22 protein-coding genes are annotated in these 16,763 nt (G+C 73.3%); 2 read left to right on the forward strand and 20 right to left on the reverse strand.

The features are described from left to right. Nucleotides 1-2: 2 nt before the first annotated feature. The 10 genes from trpB to ACWDCZ_RS15290 all read right to left on the reverse strand — a co-directional run bounded on the left by trpB (nt 3) and on the right by ACWDCZ_RS15290 (nt 7,331). Complete coding sequence (gene trpB / locus ACWDCZ_RS15245) at nt 3-1,271, reverse strand: tryptophan synthase subunit beta (protein WP_074000949.1); 1,269 nt, start codon at nt 1,269-1,271, stop codon at nt 3-5. A 53-nt stretch (nt 1,272-1,324) separates the two neighbouring features. Further along, the gene (gene trpM / locus ACWDCZ_RS15250; protein WP_188296911.1) at nt 1,325-1,474 is read right to left on the reverse strand and encodes a tryptophan biosynthesis modulator TrpM; all 150 of its coding nucleotides are present in this window, start codon (nt 1,472-1,474) and stop codon (nt 1,325-1,327) included. 10 nt (nt 1,475-1,484) lie between these two features. After that, nucleotides 1,485-2,291: an indole-3-glycerol phosphate synthase TrpC gene (trpC, locus tag ACWDCZ_RS15255; RefSeq protein ID WP_049651216.1), complete on the reverse strand. Its 807-nt coding sequence runs from the start codon at nt 2,289-2,291 to the stop codon at nt 1,485-1,487. 341 nt (nt 2,292-2,632) lie between these two features. Next, nucleotides 2,633-3,082, reverse strand: coding sequence for a DUF2752 domain-containing protein (locus ACWDCZ_RS15260; RefSeq protein WP_049651217.1), 450 nt, complete (start codon nt 3,080-3,082; stop codon nt 2,633-2,635). 110 nt (nt 3,083-3,192) lie between these two features. After that, nucleotides 3,193-3,456 (reverse strand): HGxxPAAW family protein, encoded by a 264-nt coding sequence (locus tag ACWDCZ_RS15265; RefSeq protein ID WP_049651218.1) that lies wholly within the window; start codon nt 3,454-3,456, stop codon nt 3,193-3,195. 156 nt (nt 3,457-3,612) lie between these two features. Continuing rightward, nucleotides 3,613-4,200, reverse strand: a complete 588-nt coding sequence (locus tag ACWDCZ_RS15270) for a TIGR02234 family membrane protein (RefSeq protein ID WP_074000947.1) — start codon at nt 4,198-4,200, stop codon at nt 3,613-3,615. A gap of 95 nt (nt 4,201-4,295) precedes the next feature. Further along, nucleotides 4,296-4,748 carry a Uma2 family endonuclease gene (locus ACWDCZ_RS15275; protein ID WP_053111997.1) on the reverse strand — a complete coding sequence of 151 codons (453 nt, stop codon included), beginning with the start codon at nt 4,746-4,748 and terminating at the stop codon, nt 4,296-4,298. Between the two features lie 20 nt (nt 4,749-4,768). Beyond that, nucleotides 4,769-6,292: an anthranilate synthase component I gene (locus tag ACWDCZ_RS15280; protein WP_049650355.1), complete on the reverse strand. Its 1,524-nt coding sequence runs from the start codon at nt 6,290-6,292 to the stop codon at nt 4,769-4,771. A 40-nt stretch (nt 6,293-6,332) separates the two neighbouring features. Continuing rightward, a complete protein-coding gene (hisI, locus tag ACWDCZ_RS15285; protein ID WP_074000946.1) occupies nt 6,333-6,704 on the reverse strand; it encodes a phosphoribosyl-AMP cyclohydrolase in 372 nt (123 codons plus the stop codon). Between the two features lie 57 nt (nt 6,705-6,761). Then, nucleotides 6,762-7,331 (reverse strand): hypothetical protein, encoded by a 570-nt coding sequence (locus ACWDCZ_RS15290; RefSeq protein ID WP_449816129.1) that lies wholly within the window; start codon nt 7,329-7,331, stop codon nt 6,762-6,764. A gap of 574 nt (nt 7,332-7,905) precedes the next feature. Between ACWDCZ_RS15290 and ACWDCZ_RS15295 the strand changes: the two genes are divergently transcribed. Continuing rightward, on the forward strand, nt 7,906-8,550 hold the full coding sequence (locus tag ACWDCZ_RS15295) for a TIGR03085 family metal-binding protein (RefSeq protein WP_449816130.1): 645 nt from the start codon (nt 7,906-7,908) through the stop codon (nt 8,548-8,550). A 77-nt stretch (nt 8,551-8,627) separates the two neighbouring features. On the opposite strand, the gene ACWDCZ_RS15300 is transcribed toward ACWDCZ_RS15295, so the two are convergent. Both ACWDCZ_RS15300 and ACWDCZ_RS15305 read right to left on the reverse strand, forming a co-directional pair. Beyond that, nucleotides 8,628-9,218, reverse strand: a complete 591-nt coding sequence (locus tag ACWDCZ_RS15300; RefSeq protein WP_449816131.1) for a PASTA domain-containing protein — start codon at nt 9,216-9,218, stop codon at nt 8,628-8,630. Beyond that, nucleotides 9,218-9,757: a SigE family RNA polymerase sigma factor gene (locus ACWDCZ_RS15305; RefSeq protein WP_255357401.1), complete on the reverse strand. Its 540-nt coding sequence runs from the start codon at nt 9,755-9,757 to the stop codon at nt 9,218-9,220. The genes ACWDCZ_RS15300 and ACWDCZ_RS15305 overlap by 1 nt, the downstream gene beginning before the upstream one ends. A gap of 219 nt (nt 9,758-9,976) precedes the next feature. On the opposite strand from ACWDCZ_RS15305, the gene ACWDCZ_RS15310 reads away from it, so the two are divergent. Beyond that, complete coding sequence (locus ACWDCZ_RS15310) at nt 9,977-10,756, forward strand: VOC family protein (protein WP_449816132.1); 780 nt, start codon at nt 9,977-9,979, stop codon at nt 10,754-10,756. A 71-nt stretch (nt 10,757-10,827) separates the two neighbouring features. Here ACWDCZ_RS15310 and hisF read toward each other — a convergent pair whose 3' ends face one another. Genes hisF through hisD form a run of 8 tightly spaced genes read right to left on the reverse strand, consistent with a single transcriptional unit; the run spans nt 10,828 to nt 16,703 of the window. Beyond that, entirely contained in the window at nt 10,828-11,598 is a 771-nt protein-coding gene (gene hisF / locus ACWDCZ_RS15315; RefSeq protein WP_049650364.1) for an imidazole glycerol phosphate synthase subunit HisF, read from the reverse strand. After that, nucleotides 11,595-12,143, reverse strand: a complete 549-nt coding sequence (locus ACWDCZ_RS15320) for a RidA family protein (RefSeq protein ID WP_117487408.1) — start codon at nt 12,141-12,143, stop codon at nt 11,595-11,597. Before ACWDCZ_RS15320 ends, hisF begins: the two co-directional genes overlap by 4 nt. After that, on the reverse strand, nt 12,140-12,865 hold the full coding sequence (gene priA, locus ACWDCZ_RS15325) for a bifunctional 1-(5-phosphoribosyl)-5-((5-phosphoribosylamino)methylideneamino)imidazole-4-carboxamide isomerase/phosphoribosylanthranilate isomerase PriA (RefSeq protein ID WP_107086387.1): 726 nt from the start codon (nt 12,863-12,865) through the stop codon (nt 12,140-12,142). The genes ACWDCZ_RS15320 and priA overlap by 4 nt, the downstream gene beginning before the upstream one ends. A gap of 19 nt (nt 12,866-12,884) precedes the next feature. Continuing rightward, nucleotides 12,885-13,520, reverse strand: coding sequence for an imidazole glycerol phosphate synthase subunit HisH (hisH, locus tag ACWDCZ_RS15330; RefSeq protein WP_049650366.1), 636 nt, complete (start codon nt 13,518-13,520; stop codon nt 12,885-12,887). A 31-nt stretch (nt 13,521-13,551) separates the two neighbouring features. Then, complete coding sequence (locus ACWDCZ_RS15335) at nt 13,552-13,689, reverse strand: hypothetical protein (RefSeq protein WP_049650367.1); 138 nt, start codon at nt 13,687-13,689, stop codon at nt 13,552-13,554. 11 nt (nt 13,690-13,700) lie between these two features. Continuing rightward, nucleotides 13,701-14,294, reverse strand: a complete 594-nt coding sequence (gene hisB, locus ACWDCZ_RS15340) for an imidazoleglycerol-phosphate dehydratase HisB (protein ID WP_049650368.1) — start codon at nt 14,292-14,294, stop codon at nt 13,701-13,703. A gap of 4 nt (nt 14,295-14,298) precedes the next feature. After that, a complete protein-coding gene (locus ACWDCZ_RS15345) occupies nt 14,299-15,399 on the reverse strand; it encodes a histidinol-phosphate transaminase (RefSeq protein ID WP_074000936.1) in 1,101 nt (366 codons plus the stop codon). Further along, nucleotides 15,396-16,703, reverse strand: a complete 1,308-nt coding sequence (hisD, locus tag ACWDCZ_RS15350; protein WP_074000935.1) for a histidinol dehydrogenase — start codon at nt 16,701-16,703, stop codon at nt 15,396-15,398. The genes ACWDCZ_RS15345 and hisD overlap by 4 nt, the downstream gene beginning before the upstream one ends. Nucleotides 16,704-16,763: the final 60 nt, after the last annotated feature.

Here is a 16,763-nt window from a genome sequence, read left to right on the forward strand (position 1 = left end):
GATCACTTACCCCCCTCGGCGGAGTCGGCCGGCCCGGCGGACCCGGCCCCCGGCTCGTCGTACAGCCCGAAGTACTCGGCCGCGGTGTGCATGTCCTTGTCCCCGCGTCCCGACAGCGAGACCAGGATGGTCGCCTCCGGCCCGAGCTCGCGCCCCAGCTCCAGCGCCCCGGCGAGCGCGTGGGCGCTCTCGATGGCCGGGATGATCCCCTCGGTGCGGGACAGCAGCCGCAGCGCCTGCATCGCGGCGTCGTCGGTGACCGGACGGTACTCGGCCCGCCCGGTGTCCTTCAGCCAGGCGTGCTCCGGCCCGACGCCCGGGTAGTCCAGCCCGGCCGAGATCGAGTGCGACTCGATGGTCTGCCCGTCCTCGTCCTGGAGGACGTACGTCCGGGAGCCGTGCAGCACACCCGGGTCCCCCTTGGTGAGGGTGGCCGCGTGCCGGGGCGTCTCGGCGCCCTCGCCAGCCGCCTCGCAGCCGATCAGCCGCACCCCGGCGTCCGGGATGAACTCGTGGAAGATCCCCATCGCGTTGGAGCCGCCGCCGACGCAGGCCACGACGGCGTCGGGCAGCCGGCCGGTCCGGTCGAGCACCTGCTGCCGCGCCTCGACGCCGATGACCCGGTGGAAGTCCCGGACCATCATCGGGAAGGGGTGCGGCCCGGCGACGGTGCCGAACAGGTAGTGGGTGGAGTCGACGTTGGCGACCCAGTCCCGGAACGCCTCGTTGATGGCGTCCTTGAGCGTCCGGCTGCCGGACTTGACGGCCACCACCTCGGCGCCGAGCATCCGCATCCGGGCGACGTTGAGCGCCTGGCGCTGGGTGTCGACCTCGCCCATGTAGATGGTGCAGTCGAAGCCGAACAGCGCGCAGGCGGTCGCGGTGGCCACGCCGTGCTGGCCGGCGCCGGTCTCGGCGATGATCCGGGTCTTGCCCATCCGCTTGGTGAGCAGCGCCTGGCCCAGCACGTTGTTGATCTTGTGCGAGCCGGTGTGGTTGAGGTCCTCGCGCTTGAGCAGGATGCGCGCGCCGCCCGCCTCGGCGGAGAAGCGGTGCACGTCGGTCAGCGGGCTCGGGCGCCCGGTGTAGTCCTTGAGCAGCGCGTCGAGCTCGGCGGTGAAGGCCGGGTCGGTCTTGGCCTTCTCGTACTCCTCGGCGACCTGCTCGACCGCGGCGACCAGCGCCTCGGGGATGAAGCGGCCGCCGTACGCGCCGAAGTAGCCGCGCGCGTCCGGCACCTGGGCGCCGGGCAGGTAGTCCTTTTCGGACATGGTGGTTTCCCTTGAACGGAGATGGACGACAACGACGTCTTCCCGGCTGGGCTTCAGCCGGACGTCACGCGCCATCGCCGTCCCGGCACCTGCCCGGGCTCGCACCCGATGACGTACCGCACCCGACGCCCCAGCACCCGGCGTGCGGGTGCGCGGCAGCCGCGCGGGCGGCAACCGGGGGCGAGTCGGGCGGCGATCTTCATGGGGTGGGGGTCAGTCCTTGTGCCGGACGGCGGGGTGGGCCCCGGCGGCGACCAGGTCGGCGACCGCGGCACGCGGGTCCTTGCCGGTCACCAGGGACTCGCCGACCAGCACCGCGTCGGCGCCGAGGTTGGCGTAGTTGATCACGTCCAGCGGGCCGCGCACACCGGACTCGGCGATCTTGACGATGCCGTCCGGGATGGCGTGGGCGACGTTCTCGAAGGTGTTGCGGTCCACCTCGAGCGTCTTCAGGTTGCGGGCGTTGACGCCGATGATCCGGGCGCCGGCGTCCACCGCGCGCTTGATCTCCTCCTCGTCGTGCACCTCGACCAGCGGGGTGAGGCCGATCGACTCGGCGCGCTCGATCAGCGACACCAGGGCCGGCTGGTCGAGGGCCGCGACGATCAGCAGCGCGAGGTCGGCGCCGTGCGCACGGGCCTCCCACAGCTGGTAGGCGGTGACGATGAAGTCCTTGCGCAGCAGCGGGGTGTCCACCGCGGCGCGGACGGCGTCCAGGTCGGCCAGCGAACCGCCGAAGCGGCGCTGCTCGGTCAGCACGCTGATCGCGGCGGCACCGCCGGCCGCGTAGTCCACCGCCAGGGCGGCCGGATCGGCGATCGAGGCCAGGGCGCCCTTGGACGGGCTGGAGCGCTTCACCTCGCAGATCACCCGGACCCCGTCGCCCCGGAGGGCGGCGACGCCGTCCTTGGCCTCCGGAGCCTTGGCGGCCAGCGCCTTGAGCTCGTCCAGGGAGACCCGGGCCTGCCGCTCGGCGAGGTCCTCGCGGACCCCTTCGATGATCGAGTCGAGCACACTCACTCAGGAGCCCCCATCTTTTCTGCCAGTTGGCCGGCGTGAGCCGGCGGGCGACAGCCCACCGACTCTTCGATGGTATCGGCACCCGGGGGCGGGGGGCGCACCGGTTCGAACCGCGTCTCGCGGACCGGACTCCCGCTCCGGCGGTCCCCAGCTGCGGCTTCACCGGGGGTGCACCGGTTTTCGGACGGTCTTCGCACCGGTTTTCGGACGCTCTCCGAGCCGGCCTCGACCGGTGGCCGGGACGTGGCGTCACGGCGTACGGGAAGCGGCGGCCGCGCGGCCGAGGACCACGGTCAGGGGCCGCGGTACGGCAGCAGGGACGCGGCGGTCGCGCGGCCCGGTCAGACCAGCGGCGGCGCCAGCCCGGCACCGACCCCCGAGTTGCGCACCACTGTGAACACCAGCACCAGCAGGGCGATCAGCGCCCACCGCCGGCCCCCGACGGTGATCCTGGGCGGCGGCCCGCCGGTCAGCGCGGCCCAGCCCCAGCGCAGCCACAGCACCGCCAGCACGCCGAACAGCAGGACCACGACGGCGTTGTCGTGCAGGGCGCCGGTGAGGTCCCCGTGGCTCAGCGCGTGGACGCAGCGCAGCCCCCCGCAGCCGGGGCACCACCAGCCGGTGGCGGTCAGGAACGGGCACTCGGGGTAGTGCCCGGGGGTGTTCGGGTCCACCACGGCGACGTACGCGGCGGGGACGGCCACCGCCGCCAGCGCGGTCAGCGGCGGGCTCAGCCGGCGCCGCACGGGCGGCGGGGCGGAGGCGGTGGAAGCGGTGGGGGCGGCGTTCACGCCCCGATTCTGCCCGGGTCGGGCCCGGACACGACGAAACGGCGGGCGTGGCGCGCCCGCCGTTCCGATGTACGACAAACGTGTGGTCGTGTGGTGCGACGAGCCCGTCGTCAGGCGGCGACGGCGGCGCGGGCCTCACGGGCCGCGAGCTGCTCCTCGGCCGACTTGTAGACGTTGGCGCTGGGCTGCTTGCCCATGCCCGCGAGGGACATGGCCTTGCCGACCACGCCGCCGGCCAGGATGACCGCCAGGCCGACCCAGACGAGCAGAACCGACGGCAGGATCATGGCGACGCCCGCGACGCCGAAGCCGACGAAGGAGATGACGACGCCGGTCCAGGCGGCGGTGGTGTGGCCGTGTGCTGCTGCTGCCATCTGAGTGGTGCTCCTTGGCTCTCGGGGCCCGGCCGGGCCTGCGGGGCCGCCGGCGGGTTGACGGGTTCCATTGTGCCGGGCCACACACCGACGGCCCAAAGCGGGTGGCGGGTCTATCGCGTCACATGCGCGCGGGCCGCGTCACGTGCGCGCGGCTCACACCGCGGTCGGGTCCTCGCCCCGGTCCAGGGCCTTCCACAGGTCGCCCGGCGTCTCGGTCCGCGCCGGGGCCTTGCGGGTCGGCGCCTCGTAGCGGCTGCCCATGGCCGGCCAGCCCCGGCCGTAGCGCAGGGTGAGCAGTCCGGCCAGGGCCAGCAGGACCCCGCCGACCAGCGCGACCCAGGGCCAGGCGGTGTGCGAGACCTCGGTGGCCGCCGAACCGGTCAGCGCCAGCTTGCGGGCGGCCTCGGCGTCCAGCGCGGCGGTGTCGCCGGCCCCGGCCACCGAGGCGGCGGCCGCGCCGAGCCCGGCCAGCAGGGTCAGCGCGCCGACCGCCAGCCGGCCGGCGCCGCGCACCGCGAACACCGCGACGGCCGCGGCGAGGCCCACCAGGGCCAGCCCGCCGGGCAGTTCGGAGATCCTGCCGCCGGTGACGGACACGTCCAGGGTGCCGGCCCGGCCCTCGGCCCAGGTCCGCCCGACCGCGGTCAGCACCAGCACGGCGCTCAGCACGGTCAGCAGCAGCATGATGCCGAGGGTGCGGCGGCTGGGGGCGGCGGGGGCGGGGGTCTGCTCAGCGGTCACCCGTCCACTATCCCCCGACCGACGCCGGGGTCCGTACCCGGGGTGGGGAACGGGCCGGCCGGCGGGGCGGCGGGCGGGTCGGCCGGCGGGGTGGGTTACGGCGTGGGGAACCCGTCCGTCCGCAGCACCACCGTGCGACCGCCGAGCGGCAGGAACAGGTCGTTGCCGAACGGCACCCGCTCCGCCTCCCGGTACACCCCCTCGGGGGACGGCGCGGTGTGCACGGTGCAGACCGCCGCCGCCGGATCGACCACCACGTACAGCGGCACGCCGCTCTCCGCGCAGGCCCGCGCGAAGACGTGGTCACGGCCCGGGTGCGCCACCTCCAGCACCGCCTCGGCGTCCGCGGCCCCGTACCGGCCCCGGGCGGTGCGGGCGGCGCCGGGGGCGACCACCACCAGGTCCGGGGCGAGCGGGCCGTGCGCGGCCGGGAAGTCGATCAGGACCCCGGACAGCACCCGCCCCGCCCCCGCGAGCCCTTCCCGGATCTGGGAGGCCGTCCCGAAAACGGCCTCCCAGCGCAGCTCGTCGTACGGCGCCTCGGGCATCCCGGCCGCCTCCTCACACGTCAGGACAGTTCCGGCGTCCGCAGCGTATTGGCGGTGGCGACCGCCCGCAGCACGGCGGCCGCCTTGTTGCGGCACTCGGTGTCCTCGCCGTGCGGGTCGGAGTCGGCGACCACGCCCGCGCCGGCCTGCACGTACGCGGTGCCGTCGCGCAGCACCGCGGTGCGGATCGCGATCGCGGTGTCCGAGTCCCCGGCGAAGTCCAGGTAGCCGACGCAGCCGCCGTACAGGCCGCGGCGGGTGGGCTCCAGCTCCTCGATGATCCGCATCGCCCGCGGCTTGGGCGCGCCGGAGAGGGTGCCGGCCGGGAAGCAGGCGGTCAGCACGTCGAAGGCGGTCCGCCCCGGGGCGACCGTGCCGGTCACCGTCGACACGATGTGCATCACGTGGCTGTAGCGCTCGATGTGCATGAAGTCGACCACCTCGACGCTGCCCGGCTCGCAGACCCGGCCGAGGTCGTTGCGGCCGAGGTCCACCAGCATCAGGTGCTCGGCCCGCTCCTTGGGATCGGCGAGCAGCTCGGCGGCCAGCTCCGCGTCCTCCTGCGGGGTGTCGCCGCGGTGCCGGGTGCCGGCGATCGGGTGCAGCATCGCCTCGCCGTCGGTGACCTTGACCAGCGCCTCCGGGCTGGAGCCGACCACGTCGAAGCCGCCCTCGGCCCCGCCGTCCGGCCCGGGGAAGCGGAACAGGTACATGTACGGGCTGGGGTTGGTGGTGCGCAGCACCCGGTAGACGTCCAGCGCGGAGGCCGGGCAGGGCGCCTCGAAGCGCTGCGAGGGCACCACCTGGAAGGCCTCGCCGGCCCGGATCCGCTCCTTGATCGTCTCCACCGCGGCCCGGTACGGCTCGCCGCCGAACGGCGAGTGCACCTCGCCGGGGCCGGCCGGGGTGAAGGTGGCCAGGCCCGGGTCGACCGGCTTGGACAGCTCGGCCTCCATCGCGTCCAGCCGGGCCACCGCGTCCGCCCAGGCCTCGTCCGCGCCGCTGGCCAGGTCGTTGTGGTTGACGGCGTTGGCGATCAGCAGCACCGTGCCGTCGACGTGGTCGAGCACCGCGAGGTCGGTGGCGAGCAGCATGGTCAGCTCGGGCAGGCCCAGGTCGTCCGGGTTGAGGTCGGGCAGCTTCTCCAGCCGGCGGACGATGTCGTAGCCGAGGTAGCCGACCAGGCCGCCGGTGAGCGGGGGCAGGCCGTCGTCCTCCAACCGCGGGGTGTGCAGCGCCTGGAGGGTGGCGCGCAGCACCTCCAGCGGGTCGCCGGCGGTGGGGATGCCGACCGGCGGGGTGCCGAGCCAGCGGGCCCCGCCGTCCGGGCCGACGGTCAGCGCGGCGGCGCTGCGCACCCCGACGAAGGAGTAGCGCGACCAGCTGCGGCCCTGCTCGGCGGACTCCAGCAGGAAGGTGCCGGGCCGCTCCTCGGCGAGGGTGCGGTAGAGGCCGATCGGGGTGAGACCGTCCGCGAGGAGCCTGCGGGTGACCGGGATGACCCGGGTGTCGACGGCGAGCTTGCGGAAGGCTTCGAGATCCATGACGGGCGGCACCTTCTTGAGTTCTTCGAGTGGACTGGGGTCAGGAGAGCGGAAGCACGTCGGCGTCGAAGCAGGTGCGGTCGCCGGTGTGGCAGGCCGCGCCGCTCTGGTCGACCCTGACCAGCAGGGTGTCGCCGTCGCAGTCCAGGGCCACCGACTTGACCGCCTGGACGTGGCCCGAGGTGTCGCCCTTCACCCAGTACTCACGGCGGCTGCGGCTCCAGTAGGTGCAGCGGCCCGTGGTCAGGGTGCGGTGCAGCGCCTCGTCGTCCATCCACCCAAGCATCAGCACCTCGCCGGTGTCGTACTGCTGGGCGATGGCCGGGACCAGCCCGTCCTCGGAGCGCTTGAGCCGCGCGGCGATCTCGGGGGCGAGGGCGGTGCTGCCGGGAGCGGCGGGTGTGGTGGACATGCACCCCATTGTGTCAGCCCGCCCCGCCGCACCCGCCTCGCTCCCCTGCCGGAGCCGCTACGGGCGCAACTGCCCGGTGAGCTTGGGGCCGCCCTGCTTGTTGCTGGCGGCCAGGGTGCAGGTGTAGTCGCGCCAGCCCTGCTGGTAGTTGGCCATCGCCGGGCCGAACTGGCGGCCGTAGTAGGTCTTTCCGTCGCCCTGGCGGGCCTTGGCGGCTGCTTCGACCTCCTTGCAGCCGTCGCGCATGGCAAGCGCCAGCGGGATGTCTCCGGTGATCCCGTCCGCGAGCTTGAGGTCGGCGATCACCTCGCCGTCGTGGTCCCCGGCGCAGGGACGCTCCTCGGGCTTGGTGATCACCGGGCTCAGCTGCGGGTGGTCGAAGCAGGCGCCGACCGGGAAGAACGCGTACGGCGGCTGCGGCGTGGGCGTAGGGGTGGGTGTCGGCGTCTGGGTGGCCGTGGGAGTCGGCGTGGGCGGCGGCGGCGCGGCGGCCGGCTTCTTGTCGTCCGGCCACAGCACCGCGGTGGCCACCACCGCGAGCAGGACGACCAGCACGGCGGCAACGGTGAGGACCAGGCCGCGGGACGGGCGGGAGCCGACTGCGGACGGCGGCTGCTCGGAGGTCATGGCCACGAGGATGGCCCACCCGACCCCCACCTGGCAGCCGCTTCGCCAAACTCGCCCCGTACGGGCGGCCGGAAGCGGCACTGCAGGACATCATCCCAGAAACAAAAGAAACGTAAATACAAATGGAGAAATAGCCACTCCACCCCTGCCGGGGGGAGACCTACACGCCCCTACCGGAAAAGTCATCAATGGCGCCCGCCTCGCCGGTGCGGCGAGGCGGGCGCAATCAAAAAGAAGTAGCGAAACACAGAACGAACCGCATGACGAAAAATTGGGTGTGGCCTCTCGAAATGTCGAGAGGCCACACCCAATCCAACCCAGTCCGATCATCCAGTCGACGATGGCCACCCTCGATGCACCTCACGGGCCCCTTGATCCCGCGCAAGCCAGGACGAGAAGTTCACCCGGAGCATCCGCCTGCTCTGCACCAGCTTCACGGCGCTCATCTGATGACGGGGACCGGAGCACAACGAGACTGCTCCATGCAGTATTCGAAGGGCCCGCATCCGAACGGGTCGGCGCTGCGCCGCAACCGACCGGGCCCGGTGGGCAGATGAGCCCATAGGCTTCCACCATGTCGAACCACGCCCTCGCCGAACGCCACCGGCTCGCCCAACTCCTCACCGCTGCCGGGCCGGACGCCCCCACCCTCTGTGAGGGGTGGACGACCCGGGATCTGGCCGCGCACCTGGTAATCCGGGAGCGGCGGCCCGATGCGGCGGCGGGGATCCGGGTCGGGGCGCTGGCCGGGTGGACGCGGCGGGTGCAGGACGGGTACGCCGAGCGGCCGTACGAGGAACTGGTGCGGCTGTTCCGGGCCGGGCCTCCGGTCTACTCGCCGTTCGCCCTGCCCGGCGCCGACGAGGCGGCGAACACCGTCGAGTACTTCGTCCACGCGGAGGACGTGCTGCGCGCGGCCGACGACTGGACCCCGCAGCCGGTCCCGCCCGGCCGCGCCGAGGCCCTCTGGCGACGCCTCCCCATGATCGCCCGCCTGGAGGCCGGCCGCCGCTCCCCCGTCCGGCTGGCGCTCGTCCACCCCGACGGCCGTTCCCTCACCGTCGGCCCCGCCGGCTCCCCCACCGTCCGCCTCACCGGCGAACCCGCCGAACTCGTGCTCTTCACCTACGGCCGCGGCGCCCTGACCACCCTCACCGTCGACGGCGACCCCGACGCCCTCGAAGCCCTCCGCCACGTCCTGCCGCTGCCCCCGAAGTAGCAGAGGGGCGGAAGCCGATGTGGCCTCTCGGCATACCGAGAGGCGACCCTCGCGGGCGGGACCGCGGGCGCGGGCGGTCAGCTTCCGGGGCGGCCCTTGGAGATGAAGAGCTGGACGGGGGTGTCCGTCGCCGTGGTGTGCCCGGGCAGGGGCGCGGAGTTGATGACCGAGCCGGCGGGCAGCTTCCAGTCGGTGAGTTCGTGGACCTCGTAGTGCAGTCCGGCCGCGTCGAGCAGCCGGGTGGCGGCGTCCCGGGTCAGGCCGGCGACCGGGGGGACGGTCACGGTCGTGGCGCCGGGTGCGGGCGGGGCGGCGGGGGACGGGGTGCCTTTGGTCGCGGAAAGGGAGGAAGGGGAGGCGGAGGGGGACGGGGGCGCGGAGTGGACGGCCGGGGCCGGCGCGGTCCCGGCCGGGCGGTCGCCGCCGCTCGGCGATCCGGGCAGGAGCAGGGCCGCGCCCGTGGCGATGGCGGCCACCGCCGCCACGGCCGCGGCCCCGGTGAGGGCGGTGCGCCGGCGGACCGTGCGCCGGATTCCGGCGGCGTCGATCACGGGGGTGGCGGTGGTGTCGGCGAACGCGGTCATGGCGGCGAGGAGTTCCTTGTCGAAGTCGGAGTCGGGGTCGGGGCCTGGGGTGGGGACGGGGTCCTGGGGCGGGAAGCGGATCATCACGCACCTTCACGCGGGGTCGACGACGCGGACGGGGCGTCCTGCCGGGGCAGCGCGGCCCGCAGTTTCGCGAGCCCGCGGGAGAGTTGCGAGCGCACGGCGCCCGGGGAGATGTCGAGGGTCTGCGCGATCTCCCGGTCCCCCAGGTCGTGGAGGTAGTACAGGACGACCACGGTGCGCATCCCCATCGGCAGGGTGTGCAGCGCCGCGACGAGTTCGGCGCGCAGTTCCACCGACCGGTAGGCGTCGCGGGGGTCGGGGTGTTCGACGGCGGGCTCCGGCGCGGGGCGCTCGCCCGAGCGGTGCAGGCGCCGCCAGCGGTCGTTGGCCAGGTTCACGAGGATCCGGCGCACGTACGCCTCGGGCACCTCGGCGCGCGCGACCCGCCGCCAGTGCCGGCAGGCCCGTTCCAGGGCCTCCTGTACGAGGTCCTCCGCGGTGTGGGCGTCCCCGGTGAGCACGTACGCCGTGCGGAACAGCGCGCCCGAACGCTGTTCCACGAACTCGACGAAGTCGATCCCGGGACTGCCCCTGCGCAGCCTCACCCGTGGCCTCACTCTCTGCCGCCGTCTTTTCCACCCTCTTGACGGCGCCCGCCCGCCGGCTGCTGCACGGCGGGCGGGGAAGTGACGCGGCTCACAGCGGGCCCCGGCGGCCTCCCCCGGCTGCGGATGTCAGACCCCGGGTGCAGACTCGCAGGTGGCCGGGGTCCGACCCGGGCACGCCCGGCCGTCCCTCCGTCGAAGGGCACCCCGCACATGCTCACCACCGACTTCCCCATCGGCTCGCCCTGCTGGATCGACCTGGGCAGCCCGGACATCCCCGCCACCGCCGGGTTCTACAACAGGGTGTTCGGCTGGACGTTCCTGGAGATCCCCGGGACCGGCGGCTACGGGTTCGTCCAGCTGGACGGCAGGACCGTCGGCGCCATCGGCCACCTCGACGAGGGCGCGCGGTCCGCGTGGACGACGTACTTCCGCACCGCCGACGCGGACGCCACCGCCAAGGCGGCCGAGCAGGCCGGTGCCGGCGTCCGGGTGCCGCCGTCGGACGTCATGCAGGAGGGCCGGTTCGCCGCGCTCACCGACCCGCAGGGCGCCGATTTCGCCGTCTGGCAGGCGGGGAGCACCAAGGGGCTGGACGCGGTGTCCGAGGAGGGCGCCCTGGTCTGGGCCGAGCTGCACACCTCCGCCCCGGACGTCGCCTTCGCCTTCTACGAGAAGCTGTTCGGCTGGCGGGTGGAGAACTTCGAGCCGTCGCCGGGGATGAGCTACCGGGTGGTCTCCACCGCCGAGGGCGACCAGCAGGCGACCAGCTTCGGCGGCATCGCGCCGACCATGGCCCCGGCGCAGCCGTCCGCCTGGACGCCGTACTTCGCGACCGCGGACGTGGACGCGCGGGTGGCCAAGGCGACGGCGGCCGGTGGCTCGGTGCTGATGGGGCCCGAGAACGTGAAGAACGTCGGCCGGATCGCGTGGGTCGCGGACCCGAACGGCGCCCCCTTCGCGCTGATCAAGGGCGACCCGAACCAGGCCTGAGCGAAGGAACAACGGACACGGTGCCTGTTCGCGTTCGCAAAACGCGCTCGCGAACAAGCACCGCGAAAAACTCACCGCACCGGGTGCCCGGCCTCCCGCAGCGCGCCCTTGACCTCGCCGATCCGCAGGTCCCCGAAGTGGAACACGCTGGCGGCCAGCACCGCGTCCGCGCCCGCGTCGACGGCCGGTGCGAAGTCCGCGAGCTTGCCCGCGCCGCCGGAGGCGATCACCGGCACCGAGACGCTCTTGCGCACGGCCCGGATCAGCTCCAGGTCGTAGCCGTCCTTGGTGCCGTCCGCGTCCATCGAGTTGAGCAGGATCTCGCCGGCGCCCAGTTCGGCGGCGCGGCCCGCCCAGGCGACGGCGTCGAGCCCGGTGCCCTGCCGTCCGCCGTGGGTGGTGACCTCGAAGCCGGACTCGGTCTCCGTCCCGGGCGGGCAGCGCCGGGCGTCCACCGAGAGCACCAGGACCTGCCGTCCGAACCGCTGGGCGATCTCGCGGACCAGCTCCGGCCGGGCGATGGCCGCGGTGTTGACGCCGACCTTGTCGGCGCCGGCCCGCAGCAGCTTGTCGACGTCCTCGACGGCCCGGATGCCGCCGCCCACCGTGAGCGGGATGAAGACCTGTTCGGCGGTGCGGCGGACCACGTCGTAGGTGGTCTCCCGGTCGCCGGAGGAGGCGGTGATGTCGAGGAAGGTCAGCTCGTCGGCGCCTTCGGCGTCGTAGAGCTTGGCCATCTCGACCGGGTCGCCGGCGTCGCGCAGGTTCTGGAAGTTGACGCCCTTGACCACCCGCCCGGCGTCCACGTCCAGGCAGGGGATGACACGTACTGCGAGGGTCACGGCTGTTCGCCTTCCACAACTTCCAGGGCTTCCGAGGCTTCCGGGACGTCCGAAACTTCCGGGGCGTCCGGGATTTCCGGGGCTTCCAGGGTCTTTGCCAGTCCGGACCGGTACGCGTCGAGTTCGACCTCGACCAGCATCCGGGAGTCGATCAGCCCGTCGACCACCACCATGGTGGCCACCGGGCGTGCGGCGTCGAAGAGTTCGCGGTGGGCGCGGCCCACCTCCTCGGCGTCGCGGACGTGGGTGATGTACATCCGGGTGCGGACCACGTCGTCGGTGGTCAGACCGTACGCGGCCAGGGCGGTGAGCCCGACGCCGAACGCGGCGAGGGTCTGCCGGTACGGGTCGCCCTCGTGCTCGATCCGGCCGTCCACCCAGGCGGTGGAGCCGGCCACGTGCACGTGGTCGCCCGCGGCGACGGCCCGGGAGTAGCCGAACTCGTCCTCCCAGGGGGAGAATCCGCCGACCCGACCGGCCACGACCTGCCCGGCGACGACCCGACCGGCTACGACCTGCCCGCGTACGATCCGACCGTCCGTCATCCTGAAACCGCCTCCAGGGCCTCTTCGAGGGTGAACTTCTGCTCGTAGAGTGCCTTGCCCACGATGGCGCCCTCGACACCCTCGCCCACGAGCGAGGCGATGGCGCGCAGGTCGTCGAGCGAGGAGACGCCGCCGGAGGCGACCACGGGCCGGTCGGTCGCGGCGCAGACGTCGCGCAGCAGCTGGAGGTTGGGGCCGGTCAGGGTGCCGTCCCGGTTGACGTCGGTGACGACGTAGCGGGCGCAGCCCTCCGCGTTCAGCCGGGCCAGCACGTCGAAGAGCTGGCCGCCGTCGCGGGTCCAGCCGCGGCCGCGCAGGGTGGTGCCGACCACGTCCAGGCCGACGGCGATCTTGTCGCCGTGCTCGGCGATGGCCTTGGCGACCCACTCGGGGGCCTCCAGGGCGGCGGTGCCGAGGTTGACCCGGGTGCAGCCGGTGGCGAGCGCGCGGGCGAGCGACTCGTCGTCGCGGATGCCGCCGGACAGCTCGACCTTGACGTCCAGCTGTCCGGTGACCTCGCGCAGCAGCTCGTAGTTGCTGCCGGTGCCGAAGGCGGCGTCGAGGTCGACCAGGTGCAGCCACTCGGCGCCGGCGTTCTGCCAGGCGAGGGCGGCGGCGAGCGGCTCGCCGAAGGAGGTCTCGGTGCCGGAGGCGCCCTTGACCAGGCGGACGGCCTGGCCGTCACGGACGTCGACGGCGGGCAGCAGTTCGAGGCTCATCAGAGATCCAACTCTCAGAAAGTCAGAGGGTGTTGACCCAGTTGGTCAGCAGGGCGGCGCCGGCGTCGCCGGACTTCTCGGGGTGGAACTGGGTGGCCCACAGCGGGCCGTTCTCGACGGCCGCGACGAACGGCTGCCCGTGGGTGGCCCAGGTGACCAGCGGCGGGTTGATCCGCGCGCTGTGGGTCTCCAGCTCCCAGTGCCGCACCCCGTAGGAGTGCACGAAGTAGAAGCGGGTCTCCGGGTCGAGGCCGGCGAACATCCGGCTGCCCTCGGGGACGTCCACGGTGTTCCAGCCCATGTGCGGGACGACGGGGGCCTCCAGCGGCTCGACGACGCCCGGCCACTCGTCGCAGCCGGCCGTCTCCACGCCGTGCTCGACCCCCTTCTCGAAGAGGATCTGCATGCCGACGCAGATGCCCATGACCGGTCGGCCCCCGGCGAGCCGGCGGCCGATGATCCAGTCCCCGCGGACGGACTTGAGCCCGCGCATGCAGGCCTCGTAGGCGCCCACCCCGGGGACGAGCAGGCCGTCCGCGGCCATCGCGGTGTCGTAGTCGGAGCTGACCGTGACGTCCGCCCCGGTCCGCTCCAGGGCGCGCTGCGCGGAGCGGAGGTTGCCGGAGCCGTAGTCGAGGACGACGACGTTCTTGCCCATGTTCAGGTGTCCAGTCTCTCTACGGCGGGTGTTACAGGCGCATGAGGCCGGAGGCCAGGCACATCACGGCGCCGAAGGCCAGCACCAGGATGACGCTCTTCGACTGCTTCTGCTTCCAGAAGGAGATGACTCCGCCGGCCAGGAAGAGGCCGACGAAGATGAGGATCATCGCAGTATTGCTCACAGCGCACCCTTGGTGGACGGGAGGATTCCGGCCGCGCGCGGGTCGCGCTCGGCGGCGTAGCGCAGCGCCCGGGCCAGCGCCTTGAACTGGCACTCCACGATGTGGTGCGCGTTGCGCCCGTACGGCACGTGGACGTGCAGCGCGATCTGCGCCTGGGCCACGAAGGACTCCAGGATGTGCCGGGTCATCGTGGTGTCGTACGAGCCGATCATCGGGGCGATGCCCTCGGGCTCGGTGTGCACCAGGTACGGCCGGCCGGAGAGGTCCACGGTGACCTGGGCGAGCGACTCGTCCAGCGGCACCGTGCAGTTGCCGAAGCGGTAGATGCCCACCTTGTCGCCGAGCGCCTGCTTGAAGGCGGCGCCGAGCGCGAGGGCGGTGTCCTCGATGGTGTGGTGGGTGTCGATGTGCAGGTCGCCGTCGGTCTTGACGGTGAGGTCGAACAGGCCGTGCCGGCCGAGCTGGTCGAGCATGTGGTCGTAGAAGCCGACGCCGGTGGAGATGTCGGTCCTCCCGGTGCCGTCGAGGTCTATCTCGACCAGGACCGAGGTCTCCTTGGTGGTGCGCTCGACGCGTCCGATGCGGGACATGGGGTTAGAGCTCCTTGATCACAGAACGGACGGCGTCCAGGAAGGCGTCGTTCTCGGCGGGCGTGCCGGCGGTGACGCGCAGCCACCCGGGGACGCCGTTGTCGCGGACCAGGACGCCCTGGTCGAGGATGGCCTGCCACACCGCGTGGGTGTCGGCGAAGCGGCCGAACTGGACGAAGTTGGCGTCCGAGTCGGTGACCTCCAGGCCCATCCCCCGCAGCGCGTCGACCAGCCGGTCGCGCTCCTGCTTGAGCCGCCCGACGTACCCGAGCAGGGTGTCGGTGTGCTCCAGGCAGGCCAGCGCGGTGGCCTGGGTGACGGCCGACAGGTGGTACGGCAGGCGCACCAGCTGGACGGCGTCGACCACGGCCGGGTCGGCGGCCAGGTAGCCCAGGCGCAGTCCGGCCGCGCCGAAGGCCTTGGACATGGTGCGGCTGACCACCAGGTTGGGGCGGCCCTCGATCAGCGGCAGCAGCGAGGCGCGGTGCGAGAACTCGACGTACGCCTCGTCCACCACCACCAGGCTGGGCCGGGCGGCCTGCGCGGCCTCGTACAGCCGCAGCACGGTGTCGGCGTCCACGGCGGTGCCGGTCGGGTTGTTGGGCGAGCAGATGAACACCACGTTCGGCCGGTGCTCCGCGATGGCGGTGACGGCGGCGTCCACGTCGATGGTGAAGTCGTCGTTGCGCGGGCCGGAGATCCAGGCGGTGCCGGTGCCCCGGGAGATCAGCGCGTGCATCGAGTACGAGGGCTCGAAGCCGAGCGCGCTGCGGCCGGGGCCGCCGAAGGTCTGCAGCAGCTGCTGGAGCACCTCGTTGGAGCCGTTGGCGGCCCACACCTGCTCCCGGGCGACCGGGAAGCCGGTGGTCTTCCCGAGGTACGCGGCGAGGCCCTCGCGCAGTTCGACCGCGTCCCGGTCGGGGTAGCGGTTCAGCCCGCGGGCGGCCTCGGCGACGCGCTCGGCGATCCGGGCGACCAGTTCCTCGGGCAGCGGGTACGGGTTCTCGTTGGTGTTCAGCTGGACGGGCACGTCCAGCTGCGGCGCGCCGTACGGGGACTGGCCGCGCAGCTCGTCCCGGATCGGCAGGTCGTCGATGGCAGTCACGATCCCGGAACCGTCCAGTCGAAGCGGGCCTTGATGGCGTCCCCGTGCCCCGGCAGGTCCTCGGCGTTCGCCAGGTTGACCACGTGCGCGGCGACGTCCGCCAGCGCCTCCCGGTCGTACTCGACGACCTGGACGCCGCGCAGGAAGGTCTGCACCGACAGCCCGGAGGAGTGGCAGGCGCAGCCGCCGGTCGGCAGCACGTGGTTGGAGCCGGCCGCGTAGTCGCCCAGCGAGACCGGGGTCCAGCGGCCGATGAAGATCGCGCCGGCGTTGACCACCCGGGCGGCCACCGCGTGGGCGTCGCGGGTCTGGATCTCCAGGTGCTCGGCCGCGTACGCGTTGACCACGGCGAGGCCCTGCTCCAGGTCGTCGACCAGGATGATGCCGGACTGCCGGCCGCCCAGCGCCTCGGCCACCCGCTCGCCGTGCTTGGTCCGCGCGACCTGCACGGCCAGCTCGGCCTCGACCGCGTCGGCGAGCGCCGGGGAGTCGGTGACCAGCACCGAGCCGGAGGTCGGGCCGTGCTCGGCCTGGCTGATCAGGTCGGCGGCGACGTCGGACGGCAGCGCGCTGTCGTCGGCGAGGACGGCGATCTCGGTCGGGCCGGCCTCGGAGTCGATGCCGATCCGGCCGGCGAAGTAGCGCTTGGCGGCGGCGACGTAGATGTTGCCGGGGCCGGTGACCACGTTCACCGGCGCGCACTCCTCGGTGCCGAGGGCGAACATCGCGACCGCCTGGGCGCCGCCGACGGAGTAGACCTCGTCCACGCCGAGCAGCGCGCAGGCCGCCAGGATGGCCGGGTGGACGCTCCCCCCGAACTCCTTCTGCGGCGGCGAGGTGACGGCGATGCCCCGGACGCCCGCCTCCTGGGCCGGCACCACGTTCATCACCACGGAGGACGGGTAGACCGCCAGCCCGCCCGGCACGTAGAGGCCGACCCGCTCGACCGGCACCCAGCGCTGGGTGACCGTGCCGCCCGGCACCACCTGGGTGGTGTGCCCGGTGCGGCGCTGGTCGGCGTGCACGGCGCGGGCCCGGCGGATCGACTCCTCCAGGGCGGCCCGGACCTTCGGGTCCAGCGTCTCCAGGGCCTCGGTCAGCTGCTCGGCCGGGACCCGGGTCGACTCCAGCCGGACGCCGTCGAAGCGTTCGGTGATCTCGATCAGCGCCGCGACCCCGCGATGGCGTACGTCCTCGGCGATCGGCCGCACCTTCTCCAGGGCGGCCGCGACGTCGAACTCGGCACGGGGCAGCAGGTCACGCGGGTCGTCCAGCGAGCCGCGGAGGTCGATTCGAGAGATCACGCCACCCAGTGTAAGGAGTGGCCGGAACCGCTGGTCCCGCATTTCAGTCCGTGATACGAA

The organism is Kitasatospora sp. NPDC001225 (assembly GCF_053597855.1).